This is a genomic window from Streptomyces sp. NPDC024017 (assembly GCF_040638895.1).
Lineage (GTDB): Bacteria > Actinomycetota > Actinomycetes > Streptomycetales > Streptomycetaceae > Streptomyces.
This window is the reverse complement of sequence record NZ_JBEZYZ010000002.1, coordinates 632017-646156: the sequence shown is the minus strand read 5'-3', so window position 1 is coordinate 646156 and position 14140 is coordinate 632017. Positions and strand designations below refer to the sequence as shown.

At 71.0% G+C, this 14140-nt stretch carries 11 protein-coding genes; 6 read left to right on the top strand and 5 right to left on the bottom strand.

Going from position 1 to position 14140, the window contains the following annotated elements; all coding sequences use genetic code 11:
• Positions 1-283: 283 nt before the first annotated feature.
• Positions 284-1108, bottom strand: a complete 825-nt coding sequence (locus tag AB0G20_RS07750; protein WP_361297356.1) for an oxidoreductase — start codon at positions 1106-1108, stop codon at positions 284-286.
• Between the two features lie 90 nt (positions 1109-1198).
• Positions 1199-2464 carry a hypothetical protein gene (locus tag AB0G20_RS07745; RefSeq protein WP_361297353.1) on the bottom strand — a complete coding sequence of 422 codons (1266 nt, stop codon included), beginning with the start codon at positions 2462-2464 and terminating at the stop codon, positions 1199-1201.
• 290 nt (positions 2465-2754) lie between these two features.
• Between AB0G20_RS07745 and AB0G20_RS07740 the strand changes: the two genes are divergently transcribed.
• The 6 genes from AB0G20_RS07740 to AB0G20_RS07715 all read left to right on the top strand — a co-directional run bounded on the left by AB0G20_RS07740 (position 2755) and on the right by AB0G20_RS07715 (position 10957).
• Positions 2755-5124 (top strand): SulP family inorganic anion transporter, encoded by a 2370-nt coding sequence (locus AB0G20_RS07740; RefSeq protein ID WP_361297350.1) that lies wholly within the window; start codon positions 2755-2757, stop codon positions 5122-5124.
• A 388-nt stretch (positions 5125-5512) separates the two neighbouring features.
• A complete protein-coding gene (acs, locus tag AB0G20_RS07735; protein WP_361297347.1) occupies positions 5513-7468 on the top strand; it encodes an acetate--CoA ligase in 1956 nt (651 codons plus the stop codon).
• 198 nt (positions 7469-7666) lie between these two features.
• The gene (gene nhaA, locus AB0G20_RS07730; protein ID WP_361297344.1) at positions 7667-9103 is read left to right on the top strand and encodes a Na+/H+ antiporter NhaA; all 1437 of its coding nucleotides are present in this window, start codon (positions 7667-7669) and stop codon (positions 9101-9103) included.
• Positions 9104-9223: 120 nt separating this feature from the next.
• Positions 9224-9712 carry a phage holin family protein gene (locus AB0G20_RS07725; protein WP_361297341.1) on the top strand — a complete coding sequence of 163 codons (489 nt, stop codon included), beginning with the start codon at positions 9224-9226 and terminating at the stop codon, positions 9710-9712.
• Positions 9709-10647, top strand: a complete 939-nt coding sequence (locus tag AB0G20_RS07720; protein ID WP_248510011.1) for an alpha/beta hydrolase — start codon at positions 9709-9711, stop codon at positions 10645-10647. The genes AB0G20_RS07725 and AB0G20_RS07720 overlap by 4 nt, the downstream gene beginning before the upstream one ends.
• 127 nt (positions 10648-10774) lie before the next feature.
• A complete protein-coding gene (locus tag AB0G20_RS07715) occupies positions 10775-10957 on the top strand; it encodes a hypothetical protein (protein WP_361297337.1) in 183 nt (60 codons plus the stop codon).
• A 51-nt stretch (positions 10958-11008) separates the two neighbouring features.
• Here AB0G20_RS07715 and AB0G20_RS07710 read toward each other — a convergent pair whose 3' ends face one another.
• The 3 genes from AB0G20_RS07710 to nth all read right to left on the bottom strand — a co-directional run bounded on the left by AB0G20_RS07710 (position 11009) and on the right by nth (position 14049).
• On the bottom strand, positions 11009-12208 hold the full coding sequence (locus AB0G20_RS07710; protein WP_361297334.1) for a MarP family serine protease: 1200 nt from the start codon (positions 12206-12208) through the stop codon (positions 11009-11011).
• 13 nt (positions 12209-12221) lie between these two features.
• Positions 12222-12917 (bottom strand): CoA pyrophosphatase, encoded by a 696-nt coding sequence (locus tag AB0G20_RS07705; protein WP_361297331.1) that lies wholly within the window; start codon positions 12915-12917, stop codon positions 12222-12224.
• A 106-nt stretch (positions 12918-13023) separates the two neighbouring features.
• On the bottom strand, positions 13024-14049 hold the full coding sequence (gene nth, locus AB0G20_RS07700; protein ID WP_361297328.1) for an endonuclease III: 1026 nt from the start codon (positions 14047-14049) through the stop codon (positions 13024-13026).
• Between the last annotated feature and the right edge of the window lie 91 nt (positions 14050-14140).

The window sequence follows — 14140 nt, the reverse complement described above, 5'->3', positions numbered from 1 at the left end:
GACTTCCGCTTGCTCCGGGGCAGGAGTACAAAGGACTCAACGGCCCGCGAGACCAAGGACATCCGAGAGGATCACCTTTTTAACGCATTTGGCCCCACGGACCGAGCATGAACACCGGGCACCCACGCGACGTCGACCCGTCGAATACGGGCCAGCCGCACCAGGTAACGGGCAAAGTTCCCGGCCTGATGGGCATATATCGAGGACGCTTGGTAACCCGATGCTCATGCCAGCGGCGGTACGAGAACTCGTACCGCCGCATCATTTTTCCGGCCGGCCGAGGTCACGCCGCTCCGCGCTGCAGCGCCTCGCACACCGCCATCGACTCGCGGGCCCCCAGTTCGACCGCCCTGCCACAGTGGGCGATCCAGGCGGCGAGGCCCTCCGGGGTACCGGAGACGTACCCGTCGAGGGCTTCCAGGTAGGCGTCGCGTCCCAGCTCGGCGTGGCCGACCTCGGCCGCGCAGACCGACTTCGGGTCCAGGCCGCTGCCGACCAGGACGATGCGCTCGGCCGTGCGGGCGACCAGGCCGTTGTGGGACGTGAAGGGGCGCAGCGCGAGCAGTTCGCCATGCACGACGGCGGCCGTCACCAGCGCCGGTGCGGAGCCGCCCGCGATGATCAGTCCGGCCAGTCCGTCCAGCCTGCCGTGCGTCTCGGCGGCGCTCGGCAGCGGCAGCCCGACGAGCGGCTCGTCGACCGGCTCGCCCTCCTTGCGGGGCCGCCCCACCTGGTCGGCCTTGTCCGCGGCCGCCACCAGGTGCAGCCGGGCCAGCACCCGCAGGGGCGACTGCCGCCAGATCGACAGCAGCTGGCCCGCCTCCGCGGTGAGCCGTAGGGCGGCACCCACGGTGCGGGCCTCGTCGTCGCCGCTGAAGTCCGTACGCCGGCGCACCTCCTCCAGGGCCCAGTCCGCTCCGGACAGTGCGGCCGAGCCGCGGGCGCCGCGCAGAGCGGCCTCGGAGGTGATCGCATTGCTGCGCCGCCGCATGACCCGGTGCCCGTAGACCCGGTCCACGGCCTTGCGTACGGACTCCACGGAATCGGCCACTCCGGGCAGCGACCCCAGGGCCGCGAGGGGATCGGCGGTCGCGCCTTCTGTACTCATGAGTACGACCCTACGCACCCCGGGCACCCGTCCCACGGCGGAGTGGCCTTCTTCACGCGCGCGTGCGCCAGGCGGTGTCCGCCCGGAGGGCTACTTCCCGGCCGCCGGAGCCCCGGGTACGCCCTTGGGTGCCGGGGCCGGCCGGTCCGACAGGAAGGACGCCCAGCCCTCCTTAGGCGCCTGTCCGACCTGGAGGGTGCGCAGCTTCTCCAGCGTCTTCGGATCCTGGGCGTCCAGCCAGTCGACGAGCTGCCGGAAGGAGACGCAGCGCACCTCCTCCTTGGTGCACACCGCCTCGATGACCTCCTCGACGGCCCGCATGTAGGTGCCGCCGTTCCAGGACTCGAAGTGGTTGCCGATGATCAGGGGCGCGCGGTTGCCGTGGTAGGCCCGTGAGAAGCCCTTGAGCAGGCCGTCACGCATCTGGTCGCCCCAGAAGTCGAACTTGGCGGGGTTGCCCTGGGTGGTGGTGCCCGACTGGTTGACCATGAAGTTGTAGTCCATGGTGAGCTGCTCGAAGGAGTGGCCGGGGAACGGCACGAGCTGCATGGACACGTCCCACAGGCCCTGCTTCTGCTTCGGCCAGACCTGGTCGTTGACACCGCTGGTGTCATAGCGGAAGCCCAGGTCGCGGGCGGCCCTCATGAAGTTGCGCTGACCCTCCAGACAGGGCGTGCGGGCGCCGATGAGCTCCTTGTCGTAGTCGAAGGGCAGCGGGGGCGCGCCCTTCAGGCCGGTGTTGGTCTTCCAGGTCTTCACGAACCGCTTGGCCTGGGAGATCTCGTCCTTCCAGTCCTCGACCGACCACTCGCCGACGCCACCGCCGCTGCCGCAGAAGTGGCCGTTGAAATGGGTGCCGATCTCGTTGCCCTCCAGCCACGCCAGACGCAGCTGCTTCGCGGTGGCGGCGATGCCGCGGCGGTCGTTGAAGCCGATGTCGGAGCGGCCCGGCGAGTGCTGCGGCGGCCGGTACTGGTCGCGCTCCTCGTCCGGCAGCATGTACACGCCGCTCAGGAAGTACGTCATGGTCGCGTTGTTCTCCCTGGCGACCTTGCGGAAGTGGGAGAACAGCTTCTGGCTGTCCTCGCCCGCGCCGTCCCAGGAGAAGACGACGAACTGCGGGGGCTTCTGGCCGGGCCGCAGGCGTTCGGGCTTGGGCAGGTGCGGCTGGGCTCCGGTGTAGGCGGTGGAGCCGTCTCCGATCAGCCGGACCGCGCTCTTCGGCGCCTGTGCCGGCGTCGCCTTCCTCGGTTGGGGGGTCTCCTGCCGGGGGGTGCCGGTCGCGCAGCCGGCGAGCGATGCGGCGCAGACCGCGGCGATCACGGAGCCCGCGGCGATCCTGTGGGTGGCGGCCATGTTCCGCCCACCTTCTTCCTTCTCTCGGGTGCGGACAGCGCCGCCAAATTCGCACGAGATCGAGAAGGAATTAGTACGACAAGCCGATCGAATAGCCACTTCACTCTTCTAGGTGATCTATTCACCCATTTGCCCGTAAAGTCTATGCTCGTCCTTTACTCTGCATTACGATCCGTTTACCGAGCGTTGATTCATCCCGCCGATTTACGCCGTGACCGCCGCGACCGACCCCGCCCCGTGCGGGATCCCTCAGTTACGCGACCGCGCAGCCCCGGAGGAGACGGGAACCCATGTCAGCCTGCGTCCCCACACGCGCCGCCGACCCGAACCGAACCGAGCGCACTCATCCGCCCCACAGTCCGCCGCCGACCGGACCCCGCCGATTCCGGATCGCGGGTGCCGATGTGTCGGCCTCGATCGCGGTCTTCCTGATCGCCCTGCCCCTGTCCCTGGGCATCGCCCTCGCGACCGGCGCCCCCCTCCAGGCCGGCCTCGTCGCCGCCGCCGTGGGCGGGCTGGTCGCCGGGCGGCTCGGCGGCTCCCCGCTCCAGGTGAGCGGACCGGCCGCCGGACTCACCGTCGTCACCGCCGACCTCATCCAGCGCTACGGCTGGCGTACGACCTGCGCCATCACCGTCCTCGCCGGCCTCGCCCAACTCGGCCTGGGCTGCCTGCGCGTGGCCCGTGGCGCCCTCGCCGTCAGCCCCGCCATCGTGCACGGCATGCTCGCCGGGATCGGCGTCACCATCGCCGTCGCCCAGTTGCACATCGTGCTCGGCGGCACCCCGCAGAGTTCCGTCCCGGACAACCTCCGCGCGCTGCCCGCCCAGTTGGCGCACATGCGCCCCGCGGCCGTGTCGGTGAGCGTATTGACCCTGGCGCTGCTGCTGCTCTGGCCGAGACTGCCCGGCCGGGCCGGGCGCCTGCTGCGCACGGTCCCGGCCGCTCTCGTCGCCGTCGCCGGGGCGACAGCGGCCGCCGCCCTCGCCGGGCTCCGCCTGCCCAAGGTCGACCTGCCGTCCTGGAGCAACCACGCCCTGGCCGGACTGCCCGACGGGCCGGTGCTCGGCCTGGTCGCCGCCGTGCTCACCACCACGCTGGTGTGCAGTGTGCAGTCGCTGCTCGGCGCGGTCGCCGTGGACAAGCTGGTGGCCGGCCGCCCGGGCCTGTCCGCCCGTGTCGGGCGTTCCCGCCTCGACCGCGAACTGCTCGGGCAGGGTGCCGCCAACATCGTCTCCGGCTCGCTCGGCGGACTGCCCATCGCCGGTGTCGCCGTGCGAAGTTCGGCGAATGTGCACGCCGGAGCGGTCAGCCGGAACTCCACGATGCTGCACGGCGTTCTCGTAGTGATCGCCGCGCTGCTGATGGTCCCGATCCTGGAGCTCATCCCGCTCGCCTCGCTCGCCGCCCTGGTGATGGCCGTCGGCATCCAGATGGTGTCCCTGAACCACATCCGCACGGTGACCCGCCACCGGGAAGTCTGGGTCTACGCCGTCACCACCCTCGGCGTGGTCTCCCTCGGCGTCCTGGAGGGCGTGGCGCTCGGCATCGCCATGGCCGTCGGCGTCGCCCTGCACCGCCTCACCCGCACCCGCATCACGCACGAAGAGAGGGAAGGAGTCCATCACGTACACGTCAGAGGCCAGTTGACCTTCCTCGCGGTGCCCCGGCTGAGCCGGGTCCTGCATCGCGTGCCCCACGGTGTCGACGCCGTCGTCGAGCTGGACGGCTCGTTCATGGACCACGCGGCGTTCGAGACGTTGCAGGACTGGCAGAAGACGCACACCGCGCAGGGGGGCACCGTGGAGATCACCGGCCGCCATTCCGGCACCCGTATCTCCGAGCCCCAGACCTTCACCAGCTGCCGCTGCCGGCCCTGGACACCCTGGCTCAACCACCAGTGCGACCGCCCCCAGTCCGCATCCCCCTCCGGCGAGAACCCGGACGGGGCGGACCGCTCCGAGCCGGACCCGACGGGCACGGGCGGAGCCGGCGGGCACGAACTGGCGCGTGGCATCAGCGCGTTCCAGCGCAACACCGCACCCCTGGTGCGCACCGAGCTGGCCCGGCTGGCGCGTGAGGGGCAGCGGCCTTCGCAGCTCTTCCTGACCTGCGCCGACTCCCGGCTGGTCACATCGATGATCACCTCCAGTGGTCCGGGCGACCTGTTCGTCGTGCGCAACGTGGGCAACCTCGTCCCGCGTCCGGGCGAGGAGAGCGGCGACGACTCGGTTTCGGCCGCGATCGAGTACGCCGTGGACGTGCTCCAGGTGCGGTCCATCACGGTGTGCGGGCACTCGGGTTGCGGCGCCATGCAGGCGCTGCTCGACTCCGAGCCCGGCGGCGCCCGGACCCCGCTCAAGCGATGGCTGCGGCACGGACTGCCGAGCCTGGAGCGCATGGCCGACGACCGACTGCTCTGGGGCAGGCTGGCCGGGCGCTCCCCCGAGGACGCGGTCGAGCAGCTCTGCCTGACGAACGTCGTCCAGCAGCTGGAGCACCTGCGCGCCCACGACTCGGTGGCCCGGGCCATCGAGAAGGGCGCCCTGGAGCTGCACGGGATGTACTTCCACGTGGGCGAGGCCCAGGCGTACCTGCTCACCGAGACGGACACCGGCGGTGTCTTCGACCGCGTACGGGAGTCGGACCTGACGGCGTGATCCGGGCGCCGGGTCGGGATGTGTGCCCGCCCGGCACCGGATGAGGGTGTGCCCCCGGCCGACCCCGGGGGCACACCCTGTGGAACGCCGGACCGGACCGCCCCCCCTTCCCCCCGGACGGCTGCCGACCGCTCAACGCCCCCGTCCGGCCGTTCGGCCCTCCTGAACGCCGCCGCGCCTCCCCCTCGGTTCCGCCGCGATGCGGGTGACGGGCAGCAGACGTACTGAACTTTCCCTGGTCGGCGTCCGTGGGTACGGATGACCCCGGTCCCCGACAGCACCGCCCGAGAGGTCTAAACCAATCGGCGGTCGGCCCTTGTCATCGCACCCCCGGGTCTGATGAGCTGTGGCCTGGGACACAACGGACACCCTGGGAAAGGCAGATGCCGTGAGCAACGAGAGCCTGGCCAACCTGCTCAAGGAAGAGCGCAGGTTCGCACCTCCCGCCGACCTGGCCGCGAACGCCAACGTCACCGCGGAGGCGTATGAACAGGCCAAGGCTGACAGGCTCGGCTTCTGGGCCGCGCAGGCCCGTCGGCTGACCTGGGCCAAGGAGCCCACCGAGACCCTCGACTGGTCGAACCCGCCCTTCGCCAAGTGGTTCAAGGACGGCGAGCTCAACGTCGCCTACAACTGCGTCGACCGGCATGTCGAGGCGGGGCACGGCGACCGGGTCGCGATCCACTTCGAGGGCGAGCCCGGCGACAGCCGCGCGATCACCTACGCCGAGCTGAAGGACGAGGTCTCCAAGGCCGCCAACGCCCTGCTGGAGCTGGGAGTCCAGGCGGGCGACCGGGTCGCCGTCTACATGCCGATGATCCCCGAGACGGCGATCGCGATGCTGGCCTGCGCCCGGATCGGCGCCGCCCACTCGGTCGTCTTCGGCGGCTTCTCCTCGGACGCGCTCGCCACCCGCATCCAGGACGCCGACGCGCGCGTGATCATCACCTCCGACGGCGGCTACCGGCGCGGCAAGCCGTCCGCGCTCAAGCCGGCCGTGGACGAGGCCGTCGAGAAGGCGGGCATCGTCGAGCACGTCCTGGTCGTGCGCCGCACGGGCCAGGAGGTCGCCTTCACCGAGGGCCGCGACGTGTGGTGGCACGACCTGGTGGGGCGGCAGAGCGCGGAGCACACCCCGCAGGCCTTCAACGCCGAGCACCCGCTGTTCATCCTCTACACCTCGGGCACCACGGGTAAGCCGAAGGGCATCCTGCACACCTCCGGCGGCTACCTCACGCAGACCGCCTACACCCACCACGCCGTCTTCGACCTCAAGCCGGAGACCGACGTCTACTGGTGCACCGCCGACGTCGGCTGGGTCACCGGCCACTCGTACATCGTCTACGGCCCGTTGGCGAACGGCGCGACGCAGGTCATGTACGAGGGCACGCCCGACACCCCGCACCAGGGCCGCTTCTGGGAGATCGTGCAGAAGTACGGCGTGACGATCCTCTACACCGCGCCGACCGCGATCCGTACGTTCATGAAGTGGGGCGACGACATCCCCGCCAAGTTCGACCTGTCCAGCCTGCGTGTGCTGGGCTCGGTGGGCGAGCCGATCAACCCCGAGGCGTGGATCTGGTACCGCAAGAACATCGGCGGCGACCGCACCCCGGTCGTCGACACCTGGTGGCAGACCGAGACCGGCTCCATGATGATCACCCCGCTGCCGGGCGTGACCGCGACGAAGCCCGGCTCGGCGCAGACGCCGCTGCCCGGCATCGCCGCGACGGTCGTCGACGACGAGGCCAACGAGGTGCCGAACGGCGGGGGCGGCTACCTGGTGCTGACCGAGCCGTGGCCGTCGATGCTGCGCACCATCTGGGGCGACGACCAGCGCTTCATCGACACCTACTGGTCGCGCTTCGAGGGCAAGTACTTCGCCGGTGACGGCGCCAAGAAGGACGACGACGGCGACATCTGGCTGCTGGGCCGGGTCGACGACGTCATGCTCGTCTCCGGGCACAACATCTCCACCACCGAGGTGGAGTCCGCGCTCGTCTCCCACCCCTCGGTCGCCGAGGCGGCCGTGGTCGGCGCGGCGGACGAGACGACCGGACAGGCCATCGTCGCCTTCGTCATCCTGCGCGGCACGGCCACCGAGACCGAGACACTGGTCGCCGAACTGCGCACCCACGTCGGCAACACCCTCGGCCCGATCGCCAAGCCCAAGCGGATCCTGCCGGTGGCCGAGCTGCCCAAGACCCGCTCCGGCAAGATCATGCGCCGTCTGCTGCGGGACGTCGCCGAGAACCGCCAGCTGGGTGACGTCACCACGCTGACCGACTCCACGGTCATGGACCTCATCCAGGCCAAGCTGCCCGCCGCGCCCAGCGAGGACTGATCGCGGCACCGGCATGGCGAAGCTGACGGAGGGCACCCGCACGATCGGGTGCCCTCGGTCAGGGCGCCGCGGCGGCGAAGACCGCGGATGCGCACGGCCGTACGTTTACCTAAACTAAGCAACACAAGTGCTCCATGGTGCGCCGGGAAGTCTGGTCGGCATGCGTTTCGTCCTGCCCACCGACCGGAGGTCTCCCCCGTGACCGCGCCCCGTTCCAACACCCCCCACAAACTCTTCGGCCGGTTGTCGCTGCCCGAGCGGACCTATGTGGCGGACGCGCTGCGCACCGAGACCGTCGGCGGGGTGCTACTGCTCGTCGCCGCGGTCACCGCGCTGCTCTGGGCGAACATCCCCGCGCTGCACGACAGCTACGAGAGCGTCTCCCACTTCCACCTGGGCCCCGCCGCCCTCGGCCTCGACCTGTCCGTCGCGCACTGGGCCGCCGACGGACTGCTGGCGGTGTTCTTCTTCGTCGCCGGGATCGAGCTCAAGCGGGAACTCGTCGCGGGCGACCTGCGCGACCCGAAGGCCGCCGCACTCCCGGTCGTCGCCGCCCTGTGCGGCATGGCCGTACCGGCGCTCGTCTACACCCTCACCAACGTCACCGGCGGTGGCTCCCTGGCCGGCTGGGCCGTGCCGACCGCCACCGACATCGCCTTCGCGCTCGCCGTGCTCGCCGTCATCGGGACGTCCCTGCCGAGCGCGCTGCGGGCCTTCCTGCTCACGCTGGCCGTCGTCGACGACCTCTTCGCGATCCTGATCATCGCCGTCTTCTTCACGGCCGACCTGAACTTCGCCGCGCTCGGCGGCGCCGTCGCCGGACTGGTGCTCTTCTGGCTGCTGCTGCGCAAGGGCGTACGCGGCTGGTACGTGTACGTGCCGCTCGCCCTCGTCGTCTGGGCGCTGATGTACAACAGCGGCATCCACGCCACCATCGCCGGCGTCGCCATGGGCCTGATGCTGCGCTGCCACCGCCGCGAGGGCGAGGACCGCTCCCCCGGCGAGCGCGTCGAGCACCTCGTACGACCCCTGTCGGCGGGGCTGGCCGTCCCGCTGTTCGCTCTGTTCAGCGCGGGTGTCGCAGTGTCCGGCGGAGCGCTCGCCGACGTGTTCACCAGGCCCGAGACCCTCGGTGTGGTCCTCGGGCTCGTCCTCGGCAAGGCCCTCGGCATCTTCGGCGGGACGTGGCTGGCCGCCCGTTTCACCCGGGCGTCACTCAGCGACGACCTCGCCTGGGCGGACGTGTTCGCCGTGGCGGCCCTCGCCGGCATCGGGTTCACCGTCTCGCTGCTCATCGGCGAACTCGCCTTCGAGGGCGACCAGGCGATGACGAACGAGGTCAAGGCGGCCGTCCTGCTGGGCTCGCTGATCGCCGCGACACTCGCGACCGTCCTGCTGAAAATGCGGAACGCCAAGTACCGCCGTCTGTGGGAGGAAGAGGAGCGCGACGAGGACGCCGACGGCATCCCGGACATCTACGAGGAGGACGAGCCGGCGTACCACCTGCGGCTCGCCGCGCTCTACGAGCGCAAGGCCGCCGAACACCGCCGGATCGCCCAGGAGAAGGCAGCCGAGCGCCACGGGCTTGCCGAAGTACCGGGCGGGGCAGGCGATGACCACCACCGTCCGGCATGATCTGACGAGACGGTACAAAAGACGGGACCGTACGCAGCCGGGCCGTACGCAGTCGGACGACTGTGGCGAGTCAGGCAGAAGACGCGGACATCGGACCGTACGCAGAAGAGGGAGACCGCGATGAGCGCACCCGACGGCAGCCCGGTCGGCGCCGAACGCAGCATCGGCCAGCTGTTCGCCTCGGCGACGACGGAAATGTCGGCGCTGGTGCACGACGAGATCGCGCTGGCGAAGGCGCAGCTCAAGCAGGACGTGAAGCGCGGCGCGACCAGCGGCGGCGCCTTCTCGGCGGCCGGCGCGGTGCTGCTCTTCTCCCTGCCGATGCTGAACTTCGCGCTGGCCTACGGCATCCGCACCTGGAGCGACTGGAACCTCGCGGTCTGCTTCCTGCTGTCGTTCGCGGCGAACGTGCTGGTCGCCCTCGTGCTCGCGCTGGTCGGCATGGTCTTCGCGAAGAAGGCCAAGAAGAGCAAGGGCCCGCAGAAGGTCGCCGCCTCGATGAAGGAGAGTGCGGTCGTGCTGCAGAAGGCCAAGCCGCACCCGCGTCCGGAGCTCCCGCAGGACCGGGTCCCCGAGGCCATCGAGGCTGTGGCACGCTCGTCCTCATGACGGACCCCGACACACCCCCGGCACCACCGGCTCCGGCCGTCCTGCTCGACGGCCCCTGGAGCCATCGCGACGTCGCCGCCAACGGCGCCCGCTTCCACATCGCCGAGCTGGGCGACGGGCCGCTGGTGCTGCTGCTGCACGGCTTCCCGCAGTTCTGGTGGACGTGGCGGCACCAGCTGGTGGCACTCGCCGACGCGGGCTTCCGGGCCGTCGCCATGGACCTGCGGGGCGTCGGCGGCAGCGACCGCACACCACGCGGCTACGACCCCGCCAACCTCGCGCTCGACGTCACCGGTGTCATCCGCTCCCTCGGCGAGCCCGACGCCGCGCTGGTCGGCCACGACCTGGGCGGATACCTCGCGTGGACGGCGGCCGCGATGCGCCCCAAGCTGGTGCGGCGGCTGGCGGTCGCGTCCATGCCGCACCCGCGGCGCTGGCGCTCGGCCATGCTGCGAGACGTCAAGCAGACCCGCGCCGGTTCACACATCTGGGGGTTCCAGCGGCCCTGGATCCCGGAGCGGCAGCTCACCGCCGACGACGGGGCGCTCGTGGCAGAGCTGATCCAGGAGTGGTCCGGGCCGCGACCGCCCGAGGACGAGGCGCTGGAGACGTACCGCCGCGCCATGTGCATCCCCTCCGCGGCGCACTGCGCGGTCGAGCCGTACCGCTGGATGGTGCGCTCCCTGGCGCGCCCGGACGGCATCCAGTTCAACCGGCGGATGAAGCGGCCCGTGCGGGTGCCGACCCTCCATCTGCACGGCTCGCTCGACCCCGTGATGCGCACGCGCAGCGCGGCCGGGTCCGGCGAGTACGTCGAAGCCCCCTATCGCTGGCGCCTGTTCGACGGCCTCGGCCACTTCCCGCACGAGGAGGACCCGGTCGCGTTCTCCTCGGAACTCATCAACTGGCTGCGGGATCCCGAACCCGATCGGTGACCGATCAACCCCGCCCGGTACCGCCCCGTGAACGCTTGTCCTACGAACGGCCACTTGCCTGGCGCATAGGCCAATTGGACGCCCCTGGCGCGGTTATGGACCATGGGGCGGGGGCAGACGTCGGGGTATGGGCTGGACGCACGACTACAGTGACGCAACCCGCAATCGCCGCTCGGCGGGCGGTGCGAACCCCCACCGGCGAAGCGGCGCACCGCACATGGCGACCGCGGATCCCAGGGTCGGGATTCCGCGTATCCTCCGCCGCCGGGCCCGCTGGGTCTCCGTACGTCTGCGCCACACACGCGACTGAGGTGTCCCTCGCGCGAGTGACACCCCGACACCCGCCGTTCCAGGGCCGTCCCTAGAGGGCGCAGCTGTCGCTGCCCACCTGTCGGTTGGCGGTGCGCCCCTTGGTGATGTCGTCCTGGATCTCGTCCACGGTCAGCGCGTATCCCGTCTCGGCGTCGTCGAGCGACTTGGCGAAGACGACGCCGTAGACCTTGCCGTCGGGTGTGAGCAGCGGGCCGCCGGAGTTGCCCTGGCGGACGGTGGCGTAGAGGGAGTAGACGTCGCGGCGGACCGTGCCGCGGTGGTAGATGTCCGGGCCGTTGGCCGTGATGCGGCCACGCACGCGTGCGGCCCGCACGTCGTACGCGCCGTTCTCCGGGAAGCCCGCGACGATGGCGTTGTCGCCGCTGCTCGCGTCCTTCGGGGTGAACCGCAGCACGGGCGCCCTGAGATCGGGCACGTCGAGGACGGCGATGTCGCGCCGCCAGTCGTAGAGCACGACCTTGGCGTCGTACTTCTTGCCCTCGCCGCCTATCTGCACGGTCGGTTCGTCGACTCCGCCCACCACGTGCGCGTTGGTCATCACGCGGCGGTCGGCGAAGACGAAGCCGGTGCCCTCCAGGACCTTGCCGCAGCTCGGGGCGGTGCCCATGACCTTGACGATGGAGCGCTGGGCGCGGGCGGCCACCGGGCTGTCGGCCAGCGCCGGGTCCGGGGGCCGGACGTCGGTGATCGGCTCGTTCGAGAACGGGCTGAAGACCTGCGGGAAGCCGTTCTGCGCGAGGACGGAGGAGAAGTCCGCGAACCAGGTGGCGGCCTGGTCCGGCAGGGCCTGTGAGACGCCCAGCAGCACCTTGGAGTTGCGGACTTCCTTGCCGAGCGTCGGCAGCGTCGTGCCCGCGAGGGCGGAGCCGATCAGCCAGGCGACCAGGAGCATCGCCACGACGTTGACCAGGGCGCCGCCGGTGGCGTCGAGGGCCCGGGCCGGGGACCAGGTGATGTGCCGGCGCAGCTTGTTGCCGAGGTGGGTGGTGAGGGCCTGGCCGACGGATGCGCAGACGATGACGACGACGACCGCGACGACGGCGGCGGTCGTGCTCACCTCCGCGTTGTCGGTCAGCGCGTCCCAGATGACGGGCAGCACGTAGACGGCTACGAGGCCGCCGCCCAGGAAGCCGATCACCGACAGGATGCCGACGACGAACCCCTGGCGGTACCCCACGACCGCGAACCACACGGCGGCGACCAGCAACAAGATGTCCAGCACGTTCACGGAGGCCACCCTGTCATGCGCGCCAGTCGAGCGGGACCTGCTTCTCGCGGTCCCAGGGCCGCTCCCAGCCCGCGAAGTGCAGCAGCCGGTCGATGATTCCGGCCGTGAAACCCCAGACAAGGGCTGATTCGACCAGGAATGCCGGACCTCGGTGGCCGCTGGGGTGGACGGCGGTCGCCCGGTTGGCCGGATCCGTGAGATCCACCACGGGGACGGTGAAGACCCTGGCGGTTTCGTTCGGATCGACGACTCCGACCGGGCTCGGTTCGCGCCACCAGCCCAGCACGGGGGTGACGACGAAGCCGCTGACCGGGATGTAGAGCCTGGGCAGGGCGCCGAAGAGCTGGACGCCGGAGGGGTCGAGGCCGGTCTCCTCCTCGGCCTCGCGCAGCGCGGCCCGCAGCGGGCCGTCACCGCTCGGGTCGCCGTCCTCCGGGTCGAGGGCGCCGCCCGGGAAGGAGGGCTGGCCGGCGTGCGAGCGCAGGGAGCTCGCGCGCTCCATGAGCAACAGCTCCGGTCCGCGCGCGCCCTCGCCGAACAGGACCAGCACGGCGGACTGCCGCCCCGCCCCGTCCTCCGGCGGCAGGAACCGGCTCAGCTGCCTCGGCCGGACCGTCTCCACGGCGTGCACCACCGGGTCCAGCCAGCCGGGCAGCCCGTCCTTGCTCAGCGCCACCGGCCCACCCTGTGTGTCGCTCGCACGCGTCATCGCCACCCCCGTCGTCCTGCCGCATCCAACGCACCACGGCCCTGAGATCGTTCCGCGGACGCCCGGGATCCCCTGAACGGGCGGCGCGTCGGGCGGCTCGCGCAGGTCATCCGGCCCCCAGCGGCGGCGCCGGTTTGCCGCCCGCGTCCAGGTAGGCCTGTGGGGGTTTCAGGCGCTGGCCCGGGAAGCCGCCCTTCTCGTACTTGAGGAGCTTCTTCGCCTTCTCCGGGTCGGTCTCGCCCTCGCCGTAGGCCGGGCAGAGCGGGGCGATCGGGCAGGCGCCGCACGCGGGCTTGCGGGCGTGGCAGATGCGGCGGCCGTGCCAGATCACGTGATGCGAGAGATCCGTCCAGTCGCTCTTCGGGAAGAGCGCACCGATGGCGGCCTCGATCTTGTCCGGGTCGGTCTCGCCGGTCCACTGCCAGCGGCGCACCAGGCGCTGGAAGTGGGTGTCCACGGTGATGCCGGGGCGCCCGAAGGCGTTGCCGAGCACGACGAACGCGGTCTTGCGGCCGACGCCGGGCAGCTTGACCAGGTCCTCGAGCCGGCCGGGCACCTCACCGCCGAAGTCCTCCACGAGGGCCTTCGACAGCCCTATCACCGACTTCGTCTTGGCCCGGAAGAAGCCGCACGGGCGGAGGATCTCCTCCACCTCCTCGGGGTTGGCGGCGGCCAGGTCCTCCGGGGTCGGGTACTTGGCGAAGAGGGAGGGTGTCGTCTGGTTGACGCGCAGGTCGGTCGTCTGGGCGGACAGGACCGTGGCGACGACCAGTTGGAAGGGGTTCTCGAAGTCCAGCTCGGGGTGCGCGTACGGAAAGACCTCGGCGAGCTCGCGGTTGATGCGGCGGGCCCGGCGGACCAGGGCGGTGCGCGACTCGTCGCCCGGCGGGTGGACGACCGTCTTGGCGGGGGCGGTGCCCTTGAGGCGGGCGGTGGCCTTCTTGGGCGCGACCACGACCTTCTTGGCGGCCGGGGCCTTCTTCACGGCGGCGCCCTTCGAGGCCTTCTTGGCCGCGGACGTCGCGGACGCCGCGGACGTCCTGGAGGCAGCCTTCTTCGCCGTCGCCGCCTTCTTCGTGGACGTGGCCTTCTTGGCCGTCGCCGCCTTCTTCGCGGAAGCGGCCTTCTTCACCGGTTCCGTCTTGTTCTCTTTCGCCGTTTTCCTACCGCCATCGGGGCTCCGTTCGCCCACAGCGGAATCGCGACGTACAACCACCCGCGCA

What these genes read in the sequence shown, in the direction of transcription:
- AB0G20_RS07715 (WP_361297337.1), top strand. Translation starts at nt 10,775, where the DNA reads ATGGGCTGGACGCACGACTACAGTGACGCAACCCGCAATCGCCGCTCG.
- AB0G20_RS07740 (WP_361297350.1), top strand. Translation starts at nt 2,755, where the DNA reads ATGTCAGCCTGCGTCCCCACACGCGCCGCCGACCCGAACCGAACCGAG.
- AB0G20_RS07725 (WP_361297341.1), top strand. Translation starts at nt 9,224, where the DNA reads ATGAGCGCACCCGACGGCAGCCCGGTCGGCGCCGAACGCAGCATCGGC.
- AB0G20_RS07705 (WP_361297331.1), bottom strand. Translation starts at nt 12,917, where the DNA reads ATGACGCGTGCGAGCGACACACAGGGTGGGCCGGTGGCGCTGAGCAAG.
- AB0G20_RS07720 (WP_248510011.1), top strand. Translation starts at nt 9,709, where the DNA reads ATGACGGACCCCGACACACCCCCGGCACCACCGGCTCCGGCCGTCCTG.
- AB0G20_RS07750 (WP_361297356.1), bottom strand. Translation starts at nt 1,108, where the DNA reads ATGAGTACAGAAGGCGCGACCGCCGATCCCCTCGCGGCCCTGGGGTCG.
- AB0G20_RS07745 (WP_361297353.1), bottom strand. Translation starts at nt 2,464, where the DNA reads ATGGCCGCCACCCACAGGATCGCCGCGGGCTCCGTGATCGCCGCGGTC.